Here is a 24,483-nt window from a genome sequence, read left to right as displayed (position 1 = left end):
AACGCCGTCACGCCACCGGCGGGCAGAGTTCGATGATCGGTTTGTTCACCACCTGACGCGTCATGTCCATCCCGCCCATCGCCGCGCGACGGCGGAATTCGGCGGCCATGGCCTGGTGCATCATCCGCGCCGACGCATCGGCGGTCGTTGCCGCAAGCTGTTCATGCATCCGCGCGCGTTCCAGACATTCCTGTGCATTGAGGGCATGCGTCATGAAAATGCTCTCCTGCTCTCAAGCGAGCTTTCCCGTCCGAGCGCATCAGCTGCGACCAGGCACGGAACCGCTCACGAAAACCGGGCAGAATTTACGCTTTTCACAACCACTTTGGAAATGGAATCTTCACCGCGCCCGATGGTCTGCCGCCGAGGCGCACCGGTTCAGCCGATCCATTCCGGTTGCGGGTGGCAACGATGGTTTTTCAGCTCCTTGCGGCTTTCCACATCCACCTCGCTCAGCGCGACTTCATAGCCCCACAGGTTGGCGAGACTTTGCAACACCATCGCAGCATCGGAGGCGTCCAGAACCACGCCGTCGGTGACGGCATGCTCCAGCATCAAGGTGCGGTCGCCCGCCAGATCGACATCGACCACCTGAATATCCGGTTCCTGACGCGCTATGTCATGTTCGCGCGCCAGCGCGCGGCGGATGCGTCGGTAGCCGCGTTCGTCATGGATCGCCTCCACCCGCAGGTCCGGCTCGCTTTCCCGGTCGAGCAGCTGGAACAGGCGCCATTGCCGGATCAGATGCGGGCTGAGGAACTGCGACACGAAACTTTCGTCGCGATAATTGGCCCAGATGTCCTTCAACACCTCGACCGGATCGCGGGCCCCGGCAATGTCGCCGAACCAGTCGCGGTCCTCGTCCGTCGGGTCCATGCAGATGCGCTCTATGTCGGACATTATGCCGAAACCGAGCGCATAGGGGTTGAAGCCGCCAAAATGCCCGGAATCGAATGTCGGCTGATAAACGACATTGGTGTGCGACTGGATGAATTCCATGAACGCGCCATCGGTCAGCCAGCCGCGATCATGCAGGATCGTCATGATGCGGTAGTGGGTGTAGGTGGCGCAGCCTTCGTTCATCGCCTTTGTCTGACGCTGCGGATAGAAATATTGGGCGATCAGGCGGACGATGCGCAATATCTCACGCTGCCAGCTTTCCAGTCGTGGACCGGTCTTTTCCAGGAAATAGAGGATGTTTTCCTGGGGCAGGCCGAGTGCGGCGCGGCGCTGGTCGCTGGGCACGGACGCAGCCTTTGCCCCGACCGGCACGGTGCGCCACAAGTCGTCATATATGCGGTCGCGATAGGCCTGCCGCTCGGCCTCGCGCTCGGCCTCTTCCTTCATGTCGCGGGGGCGGACGCGGGGATAGCGATGGACCCCTGGTTCATCAGCGCGTGGGCGGCGTCCAGCACCCGCTCTACCGCAAGCTGGCCATGACGTTCCTCGCATTGCGCGATGTAGCGTTTGGCAAACTCCAGATAATCCAGAATGCCCTCGGCATCGGTCCATTGCTTGAAGACATAATTATTCTTGAAGAAGTGATTATGGCCGAAGGCGGCATGGGCAATGACCAGCGTTTGCATGGTCGCGCTGTTTTCCTGCATCAGATAGTTGATGCAGGGATCGCTGTTGATCACCAGTTCATAGGCAAGGCCGCGCAGCCCCTTGCGATACAGCATTTCGTTGGTGACGAACTGTTTGCCGAAAGACCAATGTTTGTAAAAGAGCGGCATGCCGATGGACGAATAGGCGTCCAGCATCTGTTCGGCGCTGATAATCTCTATCTGGTTGGGATAGATGTTGAGCTTCATTTCCTGAAGCGCGATCGGTTCCACCGTTTCGTAGATGCGGTTGATCAGGGAAAAGTCCCAGTCGCTGCCCGTGAACAGCGGGGCCGGGGCGAGCGCACCGGTCAAGCGCCGGCCCTTTCGCCGACGCCGCGCCGCTGGAACAGTTCGCGGAAGACGGGATAGATTTCGCGGCGGTGCGACACCTTGCGCATGGCGAAATGGCGGTGGCTTTCACTTACGGGCGCATAGGCTTCCCACAGGCCCGTGCCGGAGGTTGTCGTTTCGATCGAGATGAATTCCTCCCGCCCGACCTCAAGATAGGCGAAATATTGGCAGAAGGGCAGGATCTGGTCCTGCATCAGGCTGACGACGCGCGCATTGTCGGACGCCAGCGTGTCGCCGTCCGACGCCTGCGCGACATAGATATTCCAGTCGGCGGGGCTGTATCGATCCTTCACCACCTCCAGCAGCTTGTCGAGCGCGCTGGATACCAATGTGCCGCCGGTCACAGTGCTGTAGAAGAAGGTTTCCTCATCCACCTCTGCCGCGCGGTCGGTATGGTGGATGAACACGACATCAACATGTTCGTAGCAGCGCGACAGAAAGAGGTGGAGCAGCGCGAAAAAGCGTTTCGCCAGATCCTTCATATGCGCGGTCATGGAACCGGACACGTCCATCAGGCAGAACATCACCGCCTGCGCCACCGGCCGTGGCACGGGTTCGAAACGGCGAAAGCGCAGATCGACCGGGTCGATATAAGCGATGACGTTACGGCGGCGGATGATATGCGCCCGCTCTTCCCGCAGCTTTTCCAGCGCCACAGCATCGTCGGGCAGCGGCGTCGCCCGCGCCTCTATCTCGGCGATGGCTTCGTCGATGCGGTCAAGGTCCGCGCCGCTGGGACGGCGCAGCGCGATGCGGCGGGACATCGCCTTTTGCATCGTGCGGGGGACGGATAGGTTGGACGGGTTGCCGATGGTGGAATAGCCCGCCCGCCTGACCCCTTCGATCTTGCCCGCGACCAGCTTCTTCTTGGCCATGTCGGGCAGTTCCAGATCTTCCAGGAAAAGATCCAGAAATTCCTCGCGGCTGAGCGCGAAGCGGAAATCATCCTGATCCTCGCCCTCCCCCGCCTGCGATCCGGCGCCAGAGCCGCCGTCCGGGCGCTTGATCCGGTCGCCTTCCAGAAATTCGCGATTGCCCGGCAACACCCGTTCGCGATTGCCGCCCTGGGCTGCGCGATGGAGCGTCGGTTCGTGGATCGCGTCGCGCCGGATGGTGATTTCCCCTTCCCCGGCGAGATCCTTGATGCTGCGGTCCTTCAGGCTGTCGCGGACCGCCTGGCTGACATAGGCTTTCGCCCTTCTGAGGAACCGTTGCCGGTTTACCAGGCTCTTGCCACCGGGGTTCAGCCGTCTGTCGACTATGTGCATTGCGGCCAAAACACCTCCAAAAAGAGCGCGCCTCCCTTATCCGGCCTGCTTGACGCGGATATACCATTCGACCAGACGCCTGACCTGCCGTTCGGTATAACCCCGCTCGATCATGCGCGCGACGAATTCGTCATGCTTGCTGGCGGTGTCGCCGTCCTTCTTGGACCCGAAGCTGATGACCGGCAGCAAGTCCTCAACCTGGCTGAACATCCGCTTTTCAATGACCTCACGGATCTTTTCGTAACTTGTCCAGCTGGGGTTGCGCCCATCATTGCTCGCCCGCATGCGCAGGGCGAACTTGACGACTTCGTTGCGGAAATCCTTGGGATTGGCGATACCCGCGGGCTTTTCGGTCTTCGTCAGTTCCTGGTTGATGACTTCGCGGTCCAGCAACTGGCCGGTATCGGGATCCTTGAAGTCCAGATCCTCTATCCACGCATCGGCATAGGCGACATAACGGTCGAACAGGTTCTGGCCATAGTCATGGTAGGATTCCAGATAGGCCTTCTGAATTTCATTACCGATGAACTCGGCATAGCGGGGGGCCAGTTCGCCCTTGATGAACTCAAGATACTTGGCTTCCGTTTCGGCCGGGAACTGTTCCTGCCGCACCATGCCTTCCAGCACATACATGAGGTGGACGGGGTCCGCCGCGATCTCGACGCCGTCATGGTTGAAGGTCGCGGACAGCGCCTTGAAGGCGAAGCGGGTCGAGGTGCCCGACATGCCTTCATCCACGCCCGCGGCATCACGATATTCCTGAAGGCTCTTGGCGCGCGGATCGATTTCCCGCAGCATTTCGCCGTCATAGACGCGCATCTTGGAATAGAGATTGCTGTTCTCATGCTCGCGCAGCCGCGTCAGCACGGAAAAGCGGGCCAGCATGTCCAGTGTTCCGGGCGCGCAGGGCGCCTTGCTCAGGTCCGATTCCCGCAGCAGCTTTTCATAGACATGCCGTTCCTCCGTCGCCTGCAGGGCATAGGGCACCTTGATCACGTAGATACGGTCGATGAAGGCTTCGTTATTCTTGTTGTTCTTGAAATTCGACCATTCCGATTCATTGGAATGCGCCATGATGATGCCGTTGAAGGGGATCGCGCCGATATTTTCGGTGCCGATATAATTGCCCTCCTGCGTCGCCGTCAGCAACGGGTGGAGCATCTTGATCGGCGCCTTGAACATCTCGACGAACTCAAGCATGCCCTGGTTCGCCCGGTTCAGCCCGCCCGAATAGCTGTAGGCGTCGGGATCATTTTGCGAGAGCATTTCCAGCTTGCGGATATCGACCTTGCCGACCAGCGAACTGATGTCCTGATTGTTTTCGTCGCCCGGCTCGGTCTTGGCGATGGCGATCTGCCGCATGCGCGAGGGCATCAGGCGAACAACCTTGAACCGGGAAATGTCGCCGGAAAACTCGTCCATCCGCTTGCGCGCCCATGGGCTTATCATGCCGGTCAGGCGGCGGCGGGGGATGCCATAGCTGTCCTCGATGATGGCCCCGTGCGTTTCGGCGTCGAACAGCGCGAGCGGGCTTTCGAAGATCGGGCTGATTTCATCGCCTGCCTTCAACGCATAGATGGGATGGGTTTCCATCAACGCCTTGAGCCGTTCGGCAAGCGAGGATTTGCCGCCGCCGACCGGGCCGAGCAGGTAGAGGATCTGCTTGCGTTCCTCCAGCCCCTGGCTGGCGTGGCGCAGGAAGCTGACGATATGTTCGATCGTCGATTCCATGCCGTAGAAATTGGCGAAACTTTTGTACCGGCGAATGGTGCGGTTCATGAAGATCCGCCCAAGCCGCTGGTCACGGGACGTGTCTATGATTTCAGGTTCGCCGATTGCCGCCAGCAGGCGTTCCGGCGCCGATGCGTGCATCAAGGGATCATTGCGGCATCCCAGCAAATAATCCTCGACTGACATCTCGGCTTGTCGCCGTTCGTCATAATTCCGCGTGAAGCTCGAAAACAGTTCGCTTTTCGTCACTGACGACTCCCGCCGCAGTAGCCATGATCCGAATATAATACGCACGAGCCTGCAAAAACAGGCCCATCTTATTGGACAATTACAAAATTTTTATCGCAGCACTTTTGGATTAGCGCGCAACAAGCCGCTCGATGGCAGGATATTTGGGCCGATCCCGGTCCCGACGCCGCTGCCTTGGACATAAATGGCATGTCCCGCCTTCACCCGAAATGCGATATAAGGGATGGGTAAGCAACAGGTCATGGAGAAGCGCGATGACATCCATTCTGCTCCACATCCACGACGATAGCGGCATGGAAAGCCGGTTGCAGGCCGCCTGCGACATTGCCCGTTCCGCGCCTGCCCACATCCATTGCGTCCAGGTGACGGCCATGCCCAACCTGATGACGGGCGAGGTTTATGGCGGAATGTCGATGGCCCCCACGCTGATGGCCGAACTGCACGAAATAGATGCGCGGATGCGCACGCGGATGGAGCAGCGATTGCAACGCGAGGACGTCAGTTGGGACTGGCGGCAGGTGGACGGCGACCTCGTCAACGGGCTGCTGTCGGCTTCGGGGCTGTGCGACTTCATGGTCGTGACCCTGCCCGCCGGCCCGCGCCGCGAAATGAGCGATCCGCCGCATATCGCCGCCGATCTGGCGATGGGCGGCCGCACCCCGGTACTGGCGGTCCCGCAGGACGCGCGCGGCATGATGATTACGGGCCGGGCGATGGTCGCGTGGGACGGGTCGCAGGAAGCATCGACGGCGCTGCGCTTGTCGGTCCCGCTGTTGAAGCAGGCGGAAGAGGTGCATGTGGTGACGGTCGAGGAAGCCGGGAAATTCCCCTTCCCCGCGACCGGCGCGCCGGAATATCTGGCCCGCCATGGCATCAAGACGGAATTTCACAGCTGGCCGCAGGACGGGCGCACGGTGGAAGCGACGCTGAAGGCGGCCATAGGCGCGATAAAGCCGGATTGGATGGTGATGGGCGCTTTTGGCCACAGCCGCCTGCGTGAACTGGTATTTGGCGGCGTCACCCGTTCCATGCTGCGCGATGTTCATATTCCGTTGCTGCTGGCGCATTGACTGGGCAGATTCAAAGCCCCCGCGCGAAGATTTCGCACCATTTTGAACATTCAAACCTGATCGGCGACGCGCAGAAAAAGCCGTTGCGGATGGACTTGCACGCAAAGCCCCGGCCAACAGGTTAATGGTCGGCAATATTTGCCGGCCGATCCCGTCATTTCGGTTTCATCTTCGATCCCCTCATCCGCCCGGAACATATAGGAATTTCGGTCGAACGGGTCTCATCCGCCTCGGAAGTGGGACGGCTTTGCGTGGACGCAAGACCAGGGGGAATGATGCAATTGGGGTGGAAAGCCAGGATCATGATGGTGGGAGGGACGCTGGCCGCCCTGTTGTTCCTGCTGCTTGGCCTGCGCGAGATGGAGCGGTCGTCCGCCGCCGCCGCGCCACCCGCATCATCGGGGACGGCGAAGCCGCAGGCGCAGGCGGTGATACTGGCCGCAGCCGCGCGCCCTATCCAGACCGGCGAAACGATCACAGCCGCCATGATCCGCAACGCCACAGCCGACCCCGCGCGGCATCCGTCCGCCGCAACCCCGGCCGAACTGGTCGGCAAGGTGGCCACCCGGACGATCGCCGCCGGCGCGCTGATCCCGCGCGAGGCGGTAGGCGGAGAGGAAAAGCTCGCCATCCGGGTGCCTGTCGGCATGCGGGCGATCAGTATCGACACGACGGCGGAGATCGCGGTCGCCGGACTGGTCCGGCCCGGCGACCGTGTCGATGTGCAGGTCGTCTATCCCGGCGCCGACGCAATCAGCGGGGCACGGGGATCGGGCCGCAGCCGCGCCCAGACATTGTTGCAACTGGTGCAGGTGCTGGCCGTCGGCGACGCCGTGCTGGGGACGCAACCGACGTCAGGCAGCCAGGGCCAGTTGTCCGCGCCGCCGCCGCCCGCACGGACGGTGACGCTGGCGCTCAGCCCAGAGCAGGTTTCCATCCTGTCGCTGGCCAAGAGCACCGGCGCGCTCACGCTTTCCCTTCGCAACCCGGTGGACAGCGTGCAGGTTGCGGTGGCGACCGCCGCCTCGCGCGGTCCCGATCCCGCGCCGGCCGTGTCGGCAGAACCCCCGCGGGCCGCGCCACGGCCAATGCAGGCGCGGGTGTCCGCACCTGCACGCCAGCCAATCGAGCTGGTCGTCGGCGACAGGCGCGAAACCCTCTATTCCGGGAGCGGCGCGCGTTGAGACCCCTTGTCATCGCTGTGGCGTTGGTCGCAGCCGCCACTTCCCCATCGGCCCTGGCGCAGGATCAAAAGCCGCTGTCGATCCGGCAGACGCGCACGCTCACCTATCCCCGTCCCGTCTCGGGCGGATCGAGGTGGATCGCGACCATGTGATCGCCGTCGCGGCCCCGACCCCCCGCTCGCTGCGCGTCACCGGCATCGGCGCGGGCGAAGCGGCCGTCGCCGTCTTTGACCGTGATGGCGCGCTGATGTCCGAGACAGTTTTGAGCGTGACCGATGCGGTGGGCGGCGATCCCCGCGCGATGACCGGCCCCCGCATCGTCGCAGGCGAACAGGTGGTGGCCGTCGATGTGCAGTTCGCCGCCGTGTCCGCCTCCACGCTCAAGGCGCTGGGCTTCAACTTTTCGAAACTGAGCGGCGACATTCAGGGCGCCGTCATTTCGCCCAGCAGCCTCAACAGCGCCAGCTTTGGATCGGGCGCATCGTCCATTGATGCAAGCGTCCCGATCCAGAACGCCTTCAACCTGTTCCTGTCCGCGCCCAATCGCGGCATCAACGCTGTGTTGAGCGCGCTGTCGTCCAACGGCCTTTCCGAGTTGCTGGCGCAACCCACGCTGCTGGTGCGATCAGGGGAGCAAGCCAGTTTTCTGGCGGGCGGCGAGATTCCCGTGCCGGTGCCGCAGGCGTCGGGGACCGGCAACGCGATTTCGATCCAGTATAAGGAATTTGGCGTCCGGCTGTCGGTGACGCCCTATGTGCTGTCGCCCGACCAGATCGTGCTGAAAATCGCGCCGGAAGTAAGCGAGCTGGATTATGGCAGCGGCGTGCAGTTGCAGGGCTATGTCGTGCCGGGGCTGCGCCGCCGTTCGGCCGAGACTACCGTGGAACTGGGCAGCGGGCAAAGTTTCGTTATTGCGGGCCTTAGCTATTCGAGCCAGTCGACCACCCGCGACAAGACCCCGATCCTGGGCGACATACCCGTGATCGGCGCATTTTTCCGGCGGCAGCAGACACAGAAGGAAAGGCAGGAACTGGTCATCGTCGCCACGCCGAGGCTGGTCGGGCCGGTCCAGCCGAAGGATTTGCCCGCACTGCCCGGATCGCTGCTGGACACCAAGAACCCGGTCGTCCCATTTGGCGTGGCGAGGCCCTGACATGAGCCGCATCATCCTGCTTTCCATCGACCGCAGCCTCGCCCAGCATGTTCGCGATGCGATGCAGGGCCGCGCGACTGTCGATCTGGTCCAGTCAATCACGCCGGAAATGCTGGACGGCCCGTGCGTCATCCTCATGGACCGTGAAGCGATCCCGCCTGAACGCTCACTCGCCGCCGCGCTGGCCACCGTGGGGGAGAGCGCAGGCGGGCGGCCGATAGTCCTTGTCACTGACGAGACAGGCGCGGACCAGATACTGCATGCCATCCGCTCCGGCGCGGACGATGTCATCCCACGCGCCGCAGTGGACGTGGACATCGCCGCGATATTGGGCCGGCTGCTCAACCAGTCCGTCGCCGACCATGGCCGTGGAGGCCGCCTGACGCTGGTGCTGGGCGCGGACCCGGAAAGCGCGGCGATGGTGGGGACCGACATGGCGGTGACGCGCGCGCGGGCGGGTTTGTCAACCCTGCTGATCGACTGCACCATGCCGACCAGCGCCGCCGAAGCCTATCTGGACCTGCCGGTGACATATGGGCTGGCGTCGGCCATTGCCGATATAGAGCGGCTGGACGCCAGCCTGCTGGCCAACACGCTGGCGCGGCATGAACCGAGCGGGTTGATGCTGCTGACGCTGGACGGTGGTTCGGGGACCGAGCCTGCGGGAATTGCGCCTGCCGACATCGCCGCGCTGATCCGCCTGCTCCGCGCCTGCTGCGGCGATGTGGTGCTGTGCGCTGGAAGCCTGCGGCATAGCGGGCTGCTGCGGACATTGGCGGGGCTGGCCGACCGCATCGAACTGCTCTGCGCCCAGTCGATCCGCGAGATGGAGACATGCCGCCGCCTGCTGGAACGGATGGGCAGCGATGAAACGGTGCTGGCCAAGACCCGCCTGCTGGTGTGGGATCACCAGCCCGGCATCTTGCTCGACAGCCGCCGCATGGGCGATGTGCTCCAGACCGGTAGCGTCCTGCCCCTTCCGGTCGATCAGGTGCGGGTGCGCAACGCGCTCAATTCCGGCCGACCGCTCGCCATGGAGGGGGGCGCGGACCGTTATATCCGCGCGATCAAGCAAGCCTGTGATGTGGAGGCGCGGCCATCCGCCACCAGCCTGAACCGCCTGCGCCGACTACTCCAGCGGCCATTGGAGCGGACGGCATGAGCCTGCTGTTCGAAGACGGCCCGGCACGAACGCCCGCGCGCGCCGCGCCTGTCGCCCAGCCTGCGACGCAGCGGATGAGCGACAGCTATCAGGCGGTGAAGGCCCAGACTTGCGCCCAGGTGATCGAACAGCTGGAAGCACGCGGCAGCACGGCGGAAAAGATGGGCGCGCGGGCATTGCGCGCGGAGATAGAACAGGTGATCGCCAGCCGCAGCAGGCGGGGTCAACTGGCGCTCAATGCGGCGGAACGTCTGCTGCTGATCGAAGATGTGGAAGATGAGGTCGCAGGGCTTGGCCCGCTCGCGCCGTTGCTGCGCGACCCCGGCGTGGACGACATCATCGTCAACGGCCCCGGCACCATCTATGTCGAGCGCGGCGGGCTGCTGGAAAAGGCTGACCGGCGCTTTCGCGACGACGCCCACCTCATGAACATCATCCAACGCATCGTCGGGCCGATCGGCCGCCGTGTCGATGAAGCCAGCCCCTATGTGGACGCCCGGCTGGCGGACGGATCTCGGGTCAACATCGTCATCCCGCCGGTCGCGCTGGACGGCCCGATGCTGTCGATCCGCAAGTTCCGCATGCAGGCGCTGGGCATAGAGGATTTCGTCAACCGGCAGGTGATGAGCGCCGACATGGCCGCCTATCTCGCCGCCGCCGTGCGGTCGCGGCTCAACATCCTGATCTGCGGCGGCACGGGCGCGGGCAAATCGACGCTGCTCAACATGCTGTCCCATTTCATCAGCGACCGCGAAAGGCTGATCACCATAGAGGACGCCGCCGAATTGCAATTGCGGCAGGACCACGTCGTGCGGCTGGAAACACGCCCGCCCAATGTCGATGGCAGCCGCGAGATCAGCGCGCGCGAACTGGTGCGCAATGCGCTGCGCATGCGGCCCGACCGCATCATCCTGGGCGAAGTGCGCGGGGTGGAAGTGGTGGAGATGTTGCAGGCCATGTCCACCGGCCATGACGGTTCGATGGCGACGCTGCACGGCAATTCCCCGCGTGACGCCTTTGCTCGCCTGGAAATGCTGCTCGGCTTTGCGGGGTTGCAGAATGACATCCGCGCCATCCGGCGCTTCATCGCCAGCAGCGTCCATCTGGTGGTGCATATCCAGCGCCTGTCCAACGGCAGCCGCCGCATCGTCGGCGTCACCGAAGTCACCGGCATCGAAGGGGAAGCCTATAGCTTCAACGAGCTTTTCAGCTTTCAGGAACAGCCCGCCATGTCGGGCCTGGGCGAGTTTCGCACCTTTTCCCCCCGCCCCCATTTCACGGCGCGCCTGCGCGATTATGTGCCGGGCGTCATAGGGCGGGCATCATGCTGAAGGGCGTGGCGTTCCTGCTGCTCGCGCTGTTGACGATAATTGCGGCGGCGACGCCTTTGCTGGTGCTGCGGGCGCGCGAGCGGGCGCGGCTCAACCGTCGGCTGGCGGCGCTCGCGCCTGGCAGCGCGCCTTTGGTTCAATATGGCAAGCGGCTGTCCGCGCCCGGCCTTGCCGCGCCGCTGCTCGCCCGGGCGCAGGTTGACATCACCACCCGCGCGATCGGCATCTTCGCCGGGGCGATGGCGCTCTACATGCTGTTCCTGCTGCTGCTGGGCGGGCCAGTGATGACGATTTTGCTGCTACCGCTGCCGCCGCTGGCCCTGCTCTGGTGGATCAGGCGGCGGGCGCAACGGCGGATCGATGCGCTGGTGGAGGCGCTGCCCTTCTATATCGACGCGGTGCGCCAGATGCAGGCGGTCGGCAGTTCGCTGTCGCAGGCGCTGGAGCGGTCCCTGCCCGAAGCGCCCGGCATCGTACGCAGCTATCTGGCTCCTGCCGCCCGCCGCCTTGAACTCGGCGCGCCGGTCAGCGAGGCGATGCAGCAGCTTGCCGACCGGCTGCGCGTTCCCGAAATGTCGATGCTGGCAGCGGCGATACGCACCAATATACGCTATGGCGGTTCGATCAGTGCGGTCCTGTCGAACCTGTCGGCCATATTGCGGGAACGAATGCGCATCGCGCGCGAGCTGAAGGCGGCGACATCGGAGGCGAAGGTCAGTTCCCGCGTGCTGATCGCCATGCCGCTGGTGGCGATGGCGCTGCTGATGGCGTCCAATCCAACCTATGTCGATTTCTTCCTGTCCGACGCGCGCGGCCATCGGATGGCGATCATTGCGGTCGTTCTGCAGGCGGTTGGCATGCTGGTCATGCGCCGTGTCATGCGGCTGGCCTTTTGATGCCCCCGGTCATCTTTCTTTCCTGCCTGATCATGGCCCTGGTTGGCGTCGGCATCGCCATGGCGGGCGCGCGCATGCTGGTGGCCGACCGGCGGCTGGAAGCGCGGCTTACACGACTGGCGCCCACCGCCGCCGAACCCGACAGGACGGGAATCCGCCTGCCCCGGCTGTTGGGTGCGGATGGACGCGACCGGACCACGCTTGAACGGCAGCTGCAACTGGCAGGCTTTCAGGATGCACGGGCGGTCAATCATTTCCTGTGGCTGCGGCTCGGCGCGACAGGCGCGGCGGCGCTGGCCATGATGCTGGTCAGCCGCCTTGTCTGGGGCGAATGGCTGGCGCGACCGTTGCTGGTGTTGATCGCTGCGGGCCTGGTATTCATCGGCGCGCGGCAGGCGTTGACGATGATGGCTTCGGCGCGGGCGCGGAAGGTCACGGCGGAATTTCCGTTCCTGATCGACCTGATGCTGATGATGCTGGAAAGCGGCGTGTCGCTGGATCAATGTTTCCGATCCATCGCCCGCGACGAGCAGATTGCGGTGCCGCATCATGGTGCGTTGATCGGCCTGCTCGTCGCCGATCTCGATCGGGGCATGCGCTATGAACTGGCGCTTGATCGCTGGGCGGCGCGGGTGGCGGTGAGCGGGGCGAAGGAACTGGCCGCACTGTTCCGTCAGGCGATGTTCCAGGGGATCGAGCTGGCCCCCGCGCTGCGCGAGTTCGCCCGCGAATTTACCCAGCGGCGCGTGGCGCGCGCGCGCGAGGCGATGGGCGGCATCACGGTGCGCATGGTCGTGTTGATGATCCTGTTCTTCATGCCCGCGCTGTTCATCGTGCTGGGCGGCCCGCCGGTGGTCGCGATCATCGACACGCTGCGGGCGAGCGCGCAATGATCTGGCTCATCCCCCTGATGCTGGCCGCCGCGCCGACCGCCGACATGCCGGGGTCGACGCGCAGCCTTTACCTGCAACTGATCCATCAGGCGCGGGCCGATGGCCGCCCGCGCGCCGCCATTGCCTATCTAGACGATTTTGACCGCCGTTATCCGGGCGATGTCGATGCGCGCGTGCTGCGGGTCAACGCGCTGCTCGACCTTGGCGATCTGGACGGGGCGGAGACGGCAGCTGCAACACTGGCCAACGGCGGCGGCAGTGCGGTGCGCGGGCACCTGCTGGCGGCGCGCGAACGCTGGCCCGAAGCCATCGGCTTTTACCGGCAGGCGGTGGCGGGCAGTCCCGCCGATCCCATGCTGCGCAATGCGCTGGGCTATGCACAGATGCGCGCGGGCTTTGCCGACGATGCCATCGAAAGCCTGCGCGGCGCGCTGGACCTGGCGCCTGCCGCACCGGTCGTTCGCAACAATCTGATCCTCGCGCTCATGACCGGCGGCAAGGGGGCACAGGCCGAAGCCTTGCTGAACCATGTTCGCGATGGGCGCGAGCGCGACATGATCCGCCGCCAGATCGCTGCCGAAGCCACCCGCCTGTCCATCAGGAAGGACCGTTGATGCTTTGCCTTTTCCTCCTCGCCTCCGCCCCCCTGCCGCCAATGCAGGATGAGGCCCGCCGCGTCGTGGAGGCGCAGCTGCGTTCGCCGCCGCGTGAACCGGGGAGCACTGGCCTTAGCGCCGAAGAGGCGGCGATTGTCCGCACCCGCTATCTGCAATCCATCGGGCAGCGGCCACCCCGGCCATCGGATCAGGACGGCGTGGCGGGGCAATGACGCACAGGCGGCTTCCTTCGCTGTGGCGCGACAGGCAGGGCGTGGTCGCGCCGATGATCGCCGTGCTGGGCGCTTCGCTTGTCGGCGCGGCGGGTTTGGCGCTGGACGCGGGGCTTTATTATACGTCGAGCCGCGACCTCCGGGCGGCAACCGAAGCGGCGGCGCTGGCGGCCGCCATGTATCCGGCGCAGGCGACGGCGCGCGCGCAGCAAAGCCTTGGCCGTAATGGCTATGATCCGGCCATTCTGCAATCGGTCGAACTGGGACGCTATTGTCCCGACGCCCGACTGACGAGCGAGCAGCGGTTCGACCCCAGCCTTGCCCGTTGCCCCGGTAACGGCATGATGAACGCCGTTCGCATCCGCACGGGCAAGCCCAGCCGCCAGTTCCTCACTCGCGTTCTGGGCGCGGCCAGCCCCATTCCCGACCTTGCCGCCACGGCGACGGCGGCGCGTATCGATGAGGCAGGCGTGGGCGTGAGTTCAGGCGTGCTGACCGTCACCAATTCGCTGGTGAACAGCGTGAACGACCTGCTGGGCGCGCTGCTCGGCATTCAGTTGCGGCTGAATAGCGGCGACATCCAGACGCTGATGGACGGCCATGTCGATGCGGGCCGCTTCTTCGACGCGCTGGCGAGCCGGGTTGGAGAAAGCGGCACCTATGACGACCTGACCAGCCGCAGCGTGGGATTGCGCGACATGCTGATCGCGGCGGCGAGCGCGGCTGACCAACCGGCCACCGCGACGACGCTGACCCTTGTCGCGGGGCAGGTGAGCAATGGCTATTCCGTGCCGTTGAACGGCCTGTTCGGCCTGGGCGTGTGGAAGAACATGCCGGTCGGGGAAGCGGACGAGCAGCCGGGCCTGCGCGCGGGGCTGAACGCCTATCAGCTTTTCGCATTCGCCGTGCAGGCGGGCAATGGCGCCATCGACCTGTCCGACGCCGTCAGCCGGGTTGCAGCGGGCAGCACCGTCAGGATCGCGGCGGTCGCCACCGGCCCGGTGGACAGGCCGCGCTTTTCCTTTGGCCCGGCGGGCGAGACGAGCGCCAGCACATCGGCGTTGCGGCTACAGCTGAACCTGGGGCTGAACCTTTCCATCCTTGGCATCACCGTCGACTCCGTGCCGGTCCTGATCGACATCGCAGCCGCACGCGCGGACATCACTGCCATAGAGTGCGCCAGCACGGCGGAACAGGCGCGCGACAGCCGGGTAAGCGTGTTGGCCAGTTCCGGGCTGGTCAACGCCTATGTCGGCAATGCGCCCGCCAATGCCATGAGCCGCCCGATGCCGCCGCTGTCCGCGAATGACATCGCGCCCGCGCGCATCCTGAACGTCCTGAACCTCGTCACCGCAGACGCGCGCGCCGTAGCGCAGCCGGTGACGGGGAATAGCGGAACGCTGATCTTCGGGCCCGGTGGGCAGGGCGCGATCGGCAGGCCAGGAGCGCCCGGCAGCCCCGCCAGCATCGGCAACGGATCGCAGACCGGGCCGCTGCTGTCCTCGCTGATTGGCAGCCTGACGGCATCGGACGGGCTTCAGGTGAAGCCGCTGAACCTTTGCGTCTGGCCACTATGCGACGCCAGCGCCGTGCGCTCCCAACTGCTGGGCGGGATCGTGGCTCCGCTCGCGGGCCTTGCGGGAACGGCGGTCGATCCGCTGCTCGATAATCTGCTCGCGGCGCTCGGCATCCAGCTTGGCCATGCGACCGTCCGGGTGACGGGCGCGCGGTGCGGCGTGCCTGTGCTGATTTAGTAGACAGGCGGCGCAAACACCCTCCACGCGCCGTCCATTTCGACCGGAGGGATGAGGAGAATGACGATGATTATTGATGCTGCACGTAAATTCATCAAGCGTCTGGCGCGCGATGAGCAAGGGCTGACCGCCGTGGAATATGCCGTGCTGGGCGGTGTGATCGTGGCCGGGATCACCGCCCTGGCGGGGACTTTCGAGGATAGCCTGAGCGGTGCGTTCACCGCGCTGTTCAACAGCGTTTCCAGCTGAACGGATGGCTGCCCTTCGACCAAGGATTTGCACCCGCCGGGTCCTTGCCTGCGATCGGGGCATGGCGGCGCTGGAGTTCGCCCTGATCGCTCCGGCGCTGCTGATGCTCGTTTTCGCGATCATCATCTATTCCTTCTGGTTTTCGGCGCTACTGGGCGTCCGCCATGCCGCAGCCGAAGGCGCGCGCGCCGCCATGGCTGGTCTGTCGGCGACGGAGCGGACGACCCTTGCCCAAGCGCGGGCGCAGGCGGTGATCGATGGCTATGGCGCGCTGCTGTCGTCTGGCGGCACGCCGGACATACAGGCGCAGGCAGACGGGACCGGGCAATTCAAGGTGCAGGTGCGCTATGACATGAGCGGGTCGCCCATGGTGCGCTATGGCGGCTTCATCCCCCTGCCCTCCACCATGCTGGGGGCCACAGTGGTTGTCACCAACGGCAGCTACTGAACGACAGCATCGTTGCCGCCATGGCGGAAAGCCTGCGAATCTGCACAATTCCCTTTCCTTTTCGGCGGCCCCTGCGTAACTGTCCGCACCCGCGATGACGCGCACAGGGCAGCTTGTCCGCGCCGCGCAGGGATTTCCGGCGCAGCGCCGCGCGCCTGCACGGATAGTCGATTCGATCCCGGCCGCGGGATAGTTCTAGGCCTGTCGCTGCAACCGCACGCGACGCCGCCATGCAGGAGTTAGCCATGCTTTCAAAGGTCACGATCGCCAATACCGACCTCTCGGTCAGCCGCCTGTGCTACGGCACCAACATGCTCGGCACCGCTATCGACCAGGACCGCAGCAACGCCATCCTGGACAAGTTCCTGGAGCTGGGCGGCAATTTCGTGGACACCGCCCGTTCCTATGGCGACTGGATTCCTGACGCGCCCAAGGGTGCAAGCGAACGCGCCATCGGCGCCTGGCTGAAGGGCAAGAAGCGCGAAGACGTCGTCGTCGCCACCAAGGGCGGTCATTTCGACATGCGCGTCGGCGACTATCGCAACCGCGTCAATCCAACCGACGTCGCCAGCGACCTGAACGAAAGCCTTGGCCATCTGGGCGTCGACACTATCGACCTCTACTGGTTGCACATGGACAATCCGGAAACCCCGGTCGCCGAACTGATCGATTTCCTCAACGAAGCGAAGGATGCGGGCAAGATCCGCTATTTCGGCGCGTCCAACTGGACCGACGCCCGCGTGCTGGAAGCCAATGACTATGCCAAGGCGAACGGCAAGGCCGGTTTCGTGGCGGTCGAGCCTTTCTGGGGCCTTGCCAAGCCGAACGAGGAAAATGCGACGGCCCAGGGCTATCAGATGTATTTCGAGGATCATGGCGGCGCGCTCAAGGATGCAGGCCTGGCCATCATCCCCTATTGCGCGCAGAGCCGCGGTTATTTCGGCTTCATGGAGCAGGGCGGCGTGCCCGAGCATCTGCAGGGCTTTTACGACAATCCGGTCAACAAGGACCGCTTCGCCGCTGCGAAGGACATCGCCGCCAAGCATGGCGTGACCGCTTCGGACATCGCGCTCGCCTATCTGCTGAACCAGCCGCAGCAGGTGATCCCGATCATCGGCGCGTCCAGCCCGGCGCGTATCGAGGAAGCCGTCAAGGCAGCTTCCCTCAAGCTGTCGGCCGATGAAGTGGCTGCGCTGAAGGTCGGCTGATCCGTATCGAAAAGATGGAGCGGGGTGGCGTCGGGCCGCCCCGCTTTTTTTGTGCCTGTGGGTCACGCGGAGACTCCGGCACGAAAACAATGGCATGAGAGGCGATAAAAAATTACGCGATTGTTGTTATTTTCGCCTGACTAACGAACAACAGCGCGATAAAAGGATGCAGACCATACGCATGTGGCGCATTTAGGAGATTGTCATGACCGCTGCCCCCGCCCTTTCCCAGTCCAGGCCGGGCGCAGTTCCGGCAATGCTCAACTCACCGGGCCAGATCGGCACGCTGACCCTTCCCAACCGCATCATCGTCACTGCCATGGGCGTCAGCCTGGCCGAAGCCGACGGCACGGTCGGGCAACGCCTGATCGACTATCATGTGGCGCAGGCAAAGGGCGGCGCGGGCCTGATCGTCATGGGGGTGACGGGCGTGGCATGGCCGGTCGGCGCTGTGCAGCCCAGACAGACCGCCATATCCGATGACCGATTCCTGCCCGGCCTGACCCGGCTGGTCGATGCCGTACACGCGGCGGGCGGCCTGATCGCGGCGCAGCTGCACCATGGCGGATTGGTCGCGACCCATAGCGCGCAGGACGGCCACCCCCTCTGGGGACCGGCCTATCCCCCGGCATTTGCCGGTGACTTTCCCGACTATTTCCTGCCCGAAGAAATGGCGGCCTTTGCGGGCGGCGTCGTTCCGCAGGTGAAGGTGCTTGAAAAGGCGGACATCGACCTTGCCGTGCGCCAGTTCGCCGAAGCGGGCGTCCGCGCCCAGCGGGCCGGGATGGACGGAGCGGAAATCCACGGCGGTCACGGCTATCTGCTTTCATCCTTCGTGTCGCCATCCACCAACACGCGGCAGGACGAATATGGCGGCGACGTCGCTGGCCGCGCCCGCCTGTTGCTGGAGGTCGTGCGGGCCGTGCGCGCGGCGGTCGGTCCGGACTTCCCGCTTTGGGTCAAGATCGATTCGCGCGAAATTGGCAAGAAGAACGGCATCACGCTGGAAAATGCCATCGAACTGGCGCCGATGGTGGAGGCGGCGGGGGCCAATGCGCTGACCGTCACCGCCTATCATGATGTTGGTCAGGGCAAGCTGCATTCCGCATCCAACATTCCCCATGAACCGGGCGCGCACCTGCAAGCCGCCGCCGCTATCCGCAAAGCCGTTTCAATACCGGTCATCGCATCGGGGCGGGTTGAGATTGAACGCGGCGAAAAGGGCTTGGCGCAGGGCGAATTCGATTTCCTGGCGATGGGGCGCAAGCTGCTGGCCGACCCGGACCTTCCCATCAAGATGAAGGAAGGGCGGATCGCCGACATCCGTCCATGCATTTATTGCTATACCTGCGTCAGCACCGCCTATCTGCGCGAGCAGGTCCGCTGCGCCGTCCGTTCCGAAACCGGGTATGAGGATCTGGACTGGTCCCCCGCGAAGGCGCCCGGCCATGTGGTGATTATCGGCGGCGGGCCCGGCGGCATGGAAGCCGCGCGCAGGCTGGACCTGGCGGGCGCGAAGGTAACGCTGATCGAGAAGTCGGATCGGCTGGGCGGGACGCTGCGCTTTGCAGCCCTTGCCTATGAACCCAATGAGCGGCTGCTCAACTGGCTGCGGCATCAGATTGGCCAGTCGAGGGTCGATGTCCGCCTGAAGACGATGGCGACCCCGGAAATGATCGCCAGCCTGAAACCGGACAAGGTAATCGTGGCGACGGGCGCGGTGCGCGACATGCCGCCCATCCCCGGCAACGACCAGGATTTCGTCCTGTCAGGCGATGACCTGCGCGGCATGATGCTGGGCGAGGATTCAGCCGAAATCCGCCGCAAGACCAGCTGGTCCACGCGGATCGCGACGAAGCTGGGCGCTGCGACGGGCGCGACCGCCAATCTGGACCTGGTGCGCAAGGCCACCCACGCCTGGATGCCGCTGGGCAAGCGGGTCGTCATCATCGGAGGCGAGCTGGTCGGCGTCGAACTGGCGGAGTTCCTGATGGAGCGGGGGCGCGAAGTGACCGTCGTGGGCGAAGCGCCGAAGTTCGGCGGTGGCCTGCTGCTGGTACGCCGCATGCGCCTGCTCGCCGAACTGCGCGAGCATGGCGTCGCCATGTTCGCTGGATCCAGTGCGATCACTATCGGGAAGAATGAAGTCAGCTTCACCGATGCCGAAGGCCAGCCGCAGAGCATTCCCGCCGATCATGTCGTGGTTGCAATGGGCGCACATGGCGATTCCACTCTCGCGGACGCCTTGCGTGCCGGGGGCCATGATGTCGTGGAGGTGGGCGACGGCACAGGCGTCACCTATATCGAGGGCGCGATACGCGGCGCGGCCGAGGCTGTCGCTGCAATGGGCCGCTGACAAAAAAGCGGGACCGGGGGAGAGGAACGGCCTTCCCCTCCCCCCTGCCTTACGTCATCACGCCGCCAGTTCGGCCGGGGCCGTCGTGACATAATCGTCCATCACCGGTGTCGCCATCGCGTCTGCGAAGGCCTCGTAGCTCCACGGCCAGCTGGCGGGAACGCCTGTCGCGTCAAGATACCAGCTGTTGCACCCCGACCCGAAGATCGTCGTGCGGGCGGCGGCAATACGCCGCTCCTCATAATCGGCATGGGCGTCAGCGCGCGGTTCGATCGTCCTCGCCTGCCCGCTGCGCAGGCGCCCAAGCAGTTGGTCGATATAGGCCCATTGCCGTTCCGCAATGTCGATCAGCGAGAAATTACCTACCGGCCCGGTCGGTCCGTTCAGCATGAAGAAATTGGGGAAGCTCGGTATCGCCACAGCATAATAAGCGGTCGGACGGATTGACCAGAGATCATCCAGCGACAGGCCATCGCGTCCCAATACAGTGGTCGGACGGATGAAACGGTCGGCATGGAATCCGGTCGCCAGCACCAGCGTATCCAGCTCATGCAGCCGCCCATCGGCCATCCGCACGCCTTCCGGTTCGATGCGGGCAATGCGGTCGCGCTCTACCGCCACGTTGGGATGCTGCACGGCGTCATAATAGGACCAGGAATAGATCAGCCGCTTGCACGCAGCCCGATAATCGGGACGCAGCTTTTCCTTGAGCTCGGGGTCGCGGATGCTGTTTTCCAGATTGTCCAGACACGCCTGCTCTATGGCCGCGATCTCCGGCCCATGGGTGTCGGTGATGGCGTGGGTGAAGCGGAAGATATTGTCCCAATATTCCTTGTTGTTGCGGATTTCGTCGATCAATGCGGGATCGCGGCGAAAGGCTTCCTTTTCCTCCTCGCTATACTGGAAATAGGGAACGGGCATGATCCATTGCGGCGAACGCTGGAAATGAACCAGCCTTTCCGCGCGGGTGTTGAGCGCCGTGACGATCTGCACGCCTGTCGATCCATTGCCTATCACGCCGACACGCGCGCCATCCACCGGCGCATCGTCCTGCCATCGGGCGCTGTGAAAGGCGCGGCCCTTGAAGCTGTCCAAACCCGCAATGTCGGGCAGCTTGGGATGGTGCAGCACGCCCGACGCGGCGATGACCACCTCCGCCTCGACCTGTTCACCATTGATCAGGCCCAGCCGCCATACCGCCGCATCATCGTCCCAAACCGTGGACACCACTTCGCTGTCGAAACGGACATGCGGCATGATGCCGTATTTTTCGGCCGTCTTTTCAAAATAGGTCTGAATCTCGCCGCCCTTGGCGTAATAGGCGTCCCATTCCGCATAGGGTTCAAAACTGTAGGTATAGGCGTGCGCGGGCACGTCGCAGGTCAGGCCCGGATAGCGGTTTTCGCGCCAGGTGCCGCCCAGTCGCCCGGCCTTTTCGAAAACGGTGAAATTCTCGCCAGCCTGATGCAGGCGGATGGCGGCCAAAATGCCAGCCATGCCCGCGCCGATTATGGCGAAGCGCAAACCCTGGCGGTCCTGATCGATGGACAAGTCATTCTCCTGTCGGCTGTGTTCCTGTCCACGATGATGACGCGCCCAGGCGCGGAGCGCATCATGCAAATGGATCAGTTATCGTCAGCCGGCGGCAAGCGTCAGCCTTTCGCCGCCCTGCGCCCCGCCTGACGTCCGAAAAAGGTGCAATCGGCAAGGCTTAGCCCCGAGCTGTAACCATGGCCCCAGGCGGGCAGACCCGATGTGCAGCGCCCTGCGGCAAACAGGCCGGGGACGGGCGCGCCCGCGCGGTCCAGCACTTCGCCATCGGTCGACGTGCGCAGCCCCCCCAAGGTGAAGAAGCTGAAATAGGTGGTCGCGAAATTCAGTTCCAGAGCCACGAACGGCCCCTGATCAAGCGGCGTCAGCATGGGCGGCCGCTTGTGGAACAAGGGATCGCGCCCTTCCCGTGCATGCGCGTTATAGAAGGCCATCGTCGCCGATAACGTGCCCGGCGCCATTTCCAGTTCGGCCTCCACCTCTTCCCAACTCTCGCCCGTCCCGGCGATGGTCATGGCAGCCATTGGGAGCGGCTCATTAAAATGGGCGATATCGAGGAGAAGATAGACCCGGTCCCCCATCTGGTCGATGGCCGCGCGGCTGACACGGCCATGATAGCAATCTTCATTGATGAAGCGCTGGCCCGCCTGGTTGACGAAAACGCCATGCGCCTGCGGTTCCGGCATTGTCCAGGGGCAGGTGGTGAAGAACTGTTCCATATGGATCGCGTCGCCGCCCGCGCCCACGCCCAGTTCGATGCCGACGCCGTCATCCTGGTCACCAATCGGGCTGCTGATCTTGAAGGTTTCCGGGCAGTAGCGGCGGCGCATCGCCTCGTTGAAGGCAAAGCCGCCGGTCGCCAGAACGACGCCCTTAACGGCGCGGACGAAGCGGTTGACGTTATCGATTCGCACGATGACGCCGACCACGCGTCGTGCGTCGTCTTGCACGAGCGCGACGGCGCGCGCGTCAGTGGTCACCTCGACACCCAGCGCCCGTGCGCGGGATTCCAGAATGTCGATGAGCGGCCGCCCTCCGCCCCAGCCCATATGGGCGATCACATGGCCGCGCGGCGCGGGCTTGGCGATGTCGCAGAACGGCCAGGCCGCCTCGCTGCCCGACCAGATCAGCGTGGAATCGTCGGTCGGTTCAATATGCTTGCCGGGCAGGTAATTGCCGCGATAGGGGATGCCCTGTTCCTTGAGCCAGGCATAATGGCCCAGCGACTCCCGCGCATAGAGATCACACTTCGCCTCGTCCGCGCAGGGGCCGCCCGCTGCCTTAAGATAGGCGGCCAGGTCTTCGGTCGAGTCTTCGAAACCACCCGCACGCTGGGCGTCGGTGCCCCCACCGCCGCCGATATAGATTTCACCGCCCGACAATGCCGACGCGCCGCCGCTGCCCGAACCCCGTTCGAACAACATCACCCGCGCGCCGCCTTGCGCCGCCTCGATAGCCGCGCAGGCGCCGGTCGCGCCGAATCCGATCACGGCGACATCCGTTTCATGATCCCACCGCTGAACCTTGGCGGCGGGATAGGGGCGATGAAGCGATATTTCCGTCACGAAAGACAAATCCTCTCCTGGGTGATGCGGATCAGAAAGCCTTGGTCTGGCCCCCGTCCACCATCAATGTTTGGCCGGTGATATAGCCTGCCGCATCGCTTGCCAAGAAAACGGCGGCTGATCCGATATCTTTTTCGCAATCCCCGATGCGTTTCAATGATACCTTGTTGATCTGCGTATTATAGTCATCCGGCGCCCACTCCTTCCACGCCATAACGCCGGGTGAGTTCGCGAACGGGCAGATGATGTTCACGCGCACGCCTTGGGCACCCCATTCGCTGGCTGCGACTTTGGAAATCGCGCGGATCGCCTCTTTGGCGGCGCAGTAGGAACCCTGGGTAGGGATGGCGTCGAATGCCGCGCCCGTGGCGAAGTTGATGACGCTGCCCTTGCTGTTCACCAGATGCGGATAGGCTTCACGCATCAGGACAAAGGTCGGCCAGAAGCCGGTATCGAAGGATATGTCCATCGCTTCGTCCGGGGTTTCGGCCAGAAGCAATTGGCGCGAAGCCTGCGCCGCGTTGACCAGAATGTCGATCTTGCCGAAATGACCAATGGCTGCCTCGACAATCTTCGGCAATTCCGCGCGCTGCGCCAGATCGACCGGCATGAAATGTACGTTGCTGCCCAGCGCCCGCAATTCCGCTTCGGTCGCGCGGCCCATTTCTTCCTCGCGATCGACGATCAGCACATGCGCGCCTGCCTTGACGAAAGCCGTCGCCACGCCCTTTGCCACGCCCCGCGCCCCGCCCGTCACGATGGCGGCCTTTCCTGCCAATGCCTTCATGCCCTGCTCCAATCCCGTCGATTCACGTAAAATATGCGCCGCCATTCACCGTGACGATGCTGCCCGTGGCGAAGCTGCCATCATCGCCCGCCAAAAACGCCACCGCGCCCGCTATCTCGTCAGGATGCGCCAGACGCTTCATCAGGCTGTCCGCCGCGATCATGTCCTTCGTCTCGGGCGGCAAGGTCGCGTAGATCGGCGTCTCGGTTGCGCCGGGATTGACCGCGTTGACGCGGATGCCGCGATCAGCCAGTTCGCGCGCCATCGCCCGCGTCATGCCCAGCACCGCCGCCTTTGCCGCGCAATAGGGAATGGGACCGTCGCCCTTTACCGCGGCCGTCGATCCGATATTGACTATCGCCCCGCCGCTACCCTGCTCCGCCATCAAACGCACGGCGGCGCGGCTGCACTTGAACGTGCCGTCCAGCGTCACCGCCAGTACGCCAGCCCAACCTTCATCCTCGCAATAGATCGTCTGATCGGCGAAGGTCGTCGGAGCCTCTCCACGCGCGCTCTGCTCTGCGCGTTCGGCTTGCGCAGCGTAATAGCGATCCATGCCATCACCCGCCGCGCTGCCCCGTCCGGCATTGTTCACCAGCACATCTATGCCGCCAAGCGCCCGCTTCACTTCTGCAAAGGCACGATCGACCGATGCGCTGTCGGCGACATTGCAGGCGATGCCGACATGGGGATGAGGGAGGACCGCGCCGGCCGCGCCCGCATCAAGATCCAGCACCGCCACCAGCGCCCCTTCCGCAGCGAGGCGGCGCGCGATGGACGCGCCGATGCCTTGCGCACCGCCAGTCACGACAGCACGCTTTCCGTTCAACCGTTCCATCGG

22 protein-coding genes and 1 pseudogene are annotated in these 24,483 nt (G+C 64.2%); 15 read left to right on the top strand and 8 right to left on the bottom strand.

The window, feature by feature from the left end:
- Nucleotides 1-7: 7 nt before the first annotated feature.
- From B6S01_RS16775 to B6S01_RS16760, 4 genes and pseudogenes are all read right to left on the bottom strand, one after another.
- Nucleotides 8-214 (bottom strand): hypothetical protein, encoded by a 207-nt coding sequence (locus B6S01_RS16775; protein WP_037463473.1) that lies wholly within the window; start codon nt 212-214, stop codon nt 8-10.
- Between the two features lie 164 nt (nt 215-378).
- A pseudogene (locus B6S01_RS16770) lies at nt 379-1,919 on the bottom strand (SpoVR family protein).
- Nucleotides 1,916-3,226 (bottom strand): YeaH/YhbH family protein, encoded by a 1,311-nt coding sequence (locus B6S01_RS16765; RefSeq protein ID WP_037463469.1) that lies wholly within the window; start codon nt 3,224-3,226, stop codon nt 1,916-1,918. Before B6S01_RS16765 ends, B6S01_RS16770 begins: the two are co-directional and overlap by 4 nt.
- A gap of 36 nt (nt 3,227-3,262) precedes the next feature.
- The gene (locus B6S01_RS16760; protein WP_037463467.1) at nt 3,263-5,206 is read right to left on the bottom strand and encodes a PrkA family serine protein kinase; all 1,944 of its coding nucleotides are present in this window, start codon (nt 5,204-5,206) and stop codon (nt 3,263-3,265) included.
- Nucleotides 5,207-5,460: 254 nt separating this feature from the next.
- Here B6S01_RS16760 and B6S01_RS16755 point away from each other — a divergent pair, with 254 nt between their 5' ends.
- From B6S01_RS16755 to B6S01_RS16690, 15 genes are all read left to right on the top strand, one after another.
- A complete protein-coding gene (locus tag B6S01_RS16755; RefSeq protein WP_037463464.1) occupies nt 5,461-6,276 on the top strand; it encodes a universal stress protein in 816 nt (271 codons plus the stop codon).
- A gap of 302 nt (nt 6,277-6,578) precedes the next feature.
- Nucleotides 6,579-7,460, top strand: coding sequence for a Flp pilus assembly protein CpaB (gene cpaB / locus B6S01_RS16750; protein WP_322788878.1), 882 nt, complete (start codon nt 6,579-6,581; stop codon nt 7,458-7,460).
- Nucleotides 7,457-7,612 carry a hypothetical protein gene (locus B6S01_RS21715; RefSeq protein ID WP_231567939.1) on the top strand — a complete coding sequence of 52 codons (156 nt, stop codon included), beginning with the start codon at nt 7,457-7,459 and terminating at the stop codon, nt 7,610-7,612. Before cpaB ends, B6S01_RS21715 begins: the two co-directional genes overlap by 4 nt.
- On the top strand, nt 7,594-8,613 hold the full coding sequence (locus tag B6S01_RS16745) for a type II and III secretion system protein family protein (protein WP_231567938.1): 1,020 nt from the start codon (nt 7,594-7,596) through the stop codon (nt 8,611-8,613). Before B6S01_RS21715 ends, B6S01_RS16745 begins: the two co-directional genes overlap by 19 nt.
- 1 nt (nt 8,614) lies before the next feature.
- Nucleotides 8,615-9,775, top strand: coding sequence for an AAA family ATPase (locus tag B6S01_RS16740; RefSeq protein ID WP_037463459.1), 1,161 nt, complete (start codon nt 8,615-8,617; stop codon nt 9,773-9,775).
- Nucleotides 9,772-11,106: a CpaF family protein gene (locus B6S01_RS16735; RefSeq protein ID WP_037463456.1), complete on the top strand. Its 1,335-nt coding sequence runs from the start codon at nt 9,772-9,774 to the stop codon at nt 11,104-11,106. The genes B6S01_RS16740 and B6S01_RS16735 overlap by 4 nt, the downstream gene beginning before the upstream one ends.
- Entirely contained in the window at nt 11,100-12,002 is a 903-nt protein-coding gene (locus tag B6S01_RS16730; protein WP_037463455.1) for a type II secretion system F family protein, read from the top strand. The genes B6S01_RS16735 and B6S01_RS16730 overlap by 7 nt, the downstream gene beginning before the upstream one ends.
- Before the next feature lie 32 nt (nt 12,003-12,034).
- Nucleotides 12,035-12,895 carry a type II secretion system F family protein gene (locus B6S01_RS16725; protein ID WP_094182668.1) on the top strand — a complete coding sequence of 287 codons (861 nt, stop codon included), beginning with the start codon at nt 12,035-12,037 and terminating at the stop codon, nt 12,893-12,895.
- Nucleotides 12,892-13,509 carry a tetratricopeptide repeat protein gene (locus B6S01_RS16720; RefSeq protein WP_037463453.1) on the top strand — a complete coding sequence of 206 codons (618 nt, stop codon included), beginning with the start codon at nt 12,892-12,894 and terminating at the stop codon, nt 13,507-13,509. The genes B6S01_RS16725 and B6S01_RS16720 overlap by 4 nt, the downstream gene beginning before the upstream one ends.
- A gap of 41 nt (nt 13,510-13,550) precedes the next feature.
- A complete protein-coding gene (locus B6S01_RS16715; protein ID WP_234810818.1) occupies nt 13,551-13,724 on the top strand; it encodes a hypothetical protein in 174 nt (57 codons plus the stop codon).
- Entirely contained in the window at nt 13,721-15,478 is a 1,758-nt protein-coding gene (locus tag B6S01_RS16710; protein ID WP_037463451.1) for a TadG family pilus assembly protein, read from the top strand. Before B6S01_RS16715 ends, B6S01_RS16710 begins: the two co-directional genes overlap by 4 nt.
- 60 nt (nt 15,479-15,538) lie before the next feature.
- On the top strand, nt 15,539-15,727 hold the full coding sequence (locus B6S01_RS16705; RefSeq protein WP_051908070.1) for a Flp family type IVb pilin: 189 nt from the start codon (nt 15,539-15,541) through the stop codon (nt 15,725-15,727).
- A gap of 61 nt (nt 15,728-15,788) precedes the next feature.
- Nucleotides 15,789-16,175 (top strand): TadE family protein, encoded by a 387-nt coding sequence (locus B6S01_RS16700; protein WP_231567937.1) that lies wholly within the window; start codon nt 15,789-15,791, stop codon nt 16,173-16,175.
- Between the two features lie 245 nt (nt 16,176-16,420).
- A complete protein-coding gene (locus B6S01_RS16695; RefSeq protein WP_037463447.1) occupies nt 16,421-17,383 on the top strand; it encodes an aldo/keto reductase in 963 nt (320 codons plus the stop codon).
- A 205-nt stretch (nt 17,384-17,588) separates the two neighbouring features.
- Nucleotides 17,589-19,739 carry an oxidoreductase gene (locus B6S01_RS16690; protein ID WP_081570524.1) on the top strand — a complete coding sequence of 717 codons (2,151 nt, stop codon included), beginning with the start codon at nt 17,589-17,591 and terminating at the stop codon, nt 19,737-19,739.
- 57 nt (nt 19,740-19,796) lie between these two features.
- On the opposite strand, the gene B6S01_RS16685 is transcribed toward B6S01_RS16690, so the two are convergent.
- From B6S01_RS16685 to B6S01_RS16665, 4 genes are all read right to left on the bottom strand, one after another.
- Nucleotides 19,797-21,236, bottom strand: coding sequence for a flavin-containing monooxygenase (locus tag B6S01_RS16685; protein ID WP_081570523.1), 1,440 nt, complete (start codon nt 21,234-21,236; stop codon nt 19,797-19,799).
- A 155-nt stretch (nt 21,237-21,391) separates the two neighbouring features.
- Nucleotides 21,392-22,855 (bottom strand): FAD-dependent oxidoreductase, encoded by a 1,464-nt coding sequence (locus B6S01_RS16675; RefSeq protein WP_037463437.1) that lies wholly within the window; start codon nt 22,853-22,855, stop codon nt 21,392-21,394.
- Nucleotides 22,856-22,886: 31 nt separating this feature from the next.
- Complete coding sequence (locus B6S01_RS16670) at nt 22,887-23,687, bottom strand: SDR family NAD(P)-dependent oxidoreductase (RefSeq protein WP_231567936.1); 801 nt, start codon at nt 23,685-23,687, stop codon at nt 22,887-22,889.
- Nucleotides 23,665-24,480 carry an SDR family NAD(P)-dependent oxidoreductase gene (locus B6S01_RS16665; RefSeq protein WP_037463433.1) on the bottom strand — a complete coding sequence of 272 codons (816 nt, stop codon included), beginning with the start codon at nt 24,478-24,480 and terminating at the stop codon, nt 23,665-23,667. Before B6S01_RS16665 ends, B6S01_RS16670 begins: the two co-directional genes overlap by 23 nt.
- Between the last annotated feature and the right edge of the window lie 3 nt (nt 24,481-24,483).

Source organism: Sphingobium herbicidovorans (genome assembly GCF_002080435.1).
Classification (GTDB): Bacteria; Pseudomonadota; Alphaproteobacteria; order Sphingomonadales; family Sphingomonadaceae; genus Sphingobium; species Sphingobium herbicidovorans.
This window is presented reverse-complemented; position numbering and strand designations above follow the sequence as displayed.

What these genes read in the sequence shown, in the direction of transcription:
- B6S01_RS16775 (WP_037463473.1), bottom strand. Translation starts at nt 214, where the DNA reads ATGACGCATGCCCTCAATGCACAGGAATGTCTGGAACGCGCGCGGATG.
- B6S01_RS16765 (WP_037463469.1), bottom strand. Translation starts at nt 3,226, where the DNA reads ATGCACATAGTCGACAGACGGCTGAACCCCGGTGGCAAGAGCCTGGTA.
- B6S01_RS16755 (WP_037463464.1), top strand. Translation starts at nt 5,461, where the DNA reads ATGACATCCATTCTGCTCCACATCCACGACGATAGCGGCATGGAAAGC.
- cpaB (WP_322788878.1), top strand. Translation starts at nt 6,579, where the DNA reads ATGATGGTGGGAGGGACGCTGGCCGCCCTGTTGTTCCTGCTGCTTGGC.
- B6S01_RS16740 (WP_037463459.1), top strand. Translation starts at nt 8,615, where the DNA reads ATGAGCCGCATCATCCTGCTTTCCATCGACCGCAGCCTCGCCCAGCAT.
- B6S01_RS16735 (WP_037463456.1), top strand. Translation starts at nt 9,772, where the DNA reads ATGAGCCTGCTGTTCGAAGACGGCCCGGCACGAACGCCCGCGCGCGCC.
- B6S01_RS16730 (WP_037463455.1), top strand. Translation starts at nt 11,100, where the DNA reads ATGCTGAAGGGCGTGGCGTTCCTGCTGCTCGCGCTGTTGACGATAATT.
- B6S01_RS16725 (WP_094182668.1), top strand. Translation starts at nt 12,035, where the DNA reads ATGGCCCTGGTTGGCGTCGGCATCGCCATGGCGGGCGCGCGCATGCTG.
- B6S01_RS16720 (WP_037463453.1), top strand. Translation starts at nt 12,892, where the DNA reads ATGATCTGGCTCATCCCCCTGATGCTGGCCGCCGCGCCGACCGCCGAC.
- B6S01_RS16715 (WP_234810818.1), top strand. Translation starts at nt 13,551, where the DNA reads ATGCAGGATGAGGCCCGCCGCGTCGTGGAGGCGCAGCTGCGTTCGCCG.
- B6S01_RS16710 (WP_037463451.1), top strand. Translation starts at nt 13,721, where the DNA reads ATGACGCACAGGCGGCTTCCTTCGCTGTGGCGCGACAGGCAGGGCGTG.
- B6S01_RS16705 (WP_051908070.1), top strand. Translation starts at nt 15,539, where the DNA reads ATGACGATGATTATTGATGCTGCACGTAAATTCATCAAGCGTCTGGCG.
- B6S01_RS16700 (WP_231567937.1), top strand. Translation starts at nt 15,789, where the DNA reads ATGGCGGCGCTGGAGTTCGCCCTGATCGCTCCGGCGCTGCTGATGCTC.
- B6S01_RS16695 (WP_037463447.1), top strand. Translation starts at nt 16,421, where the DNA reads ATGCTTTCAAAGGTCACGATCGCCAATACCGACCTCTCGGTCAGCCGC.
- B6S01_RS16690 (WP_081570524.1), top strand. Translation starts at nt 17,589, where the DNA reads ATGACCGCTGCCCCCGCCCTTTCCCAGTCCAGGCCGGGCGCAGTTCCG.
- B6S01_RS16685 (WP_081570523.1), bottom strand. Translation starts at nt 21,236, where the DNA reads ATGGCTGGCATTTTGGCCGCCATCCGCCTGCATCAGGCTGGCGAGAAT.
- B6S01_RS16670 (WP_231567936.1), bottom strand. Translation starts at nt 23,687, where the DNA reads ATGGCGGCGCATATTTTACGTGAATCGACGGGATTGGAGCAGGGCATG.
- B6S01_RS16665 (WP_037463433.1), bottom strand. Translation starts at nt 24,480, where the DNA reads ATGGAACGGTTGAACGGAAAGCGTGCTGTCGTGACTGGCGGTGCGCAA.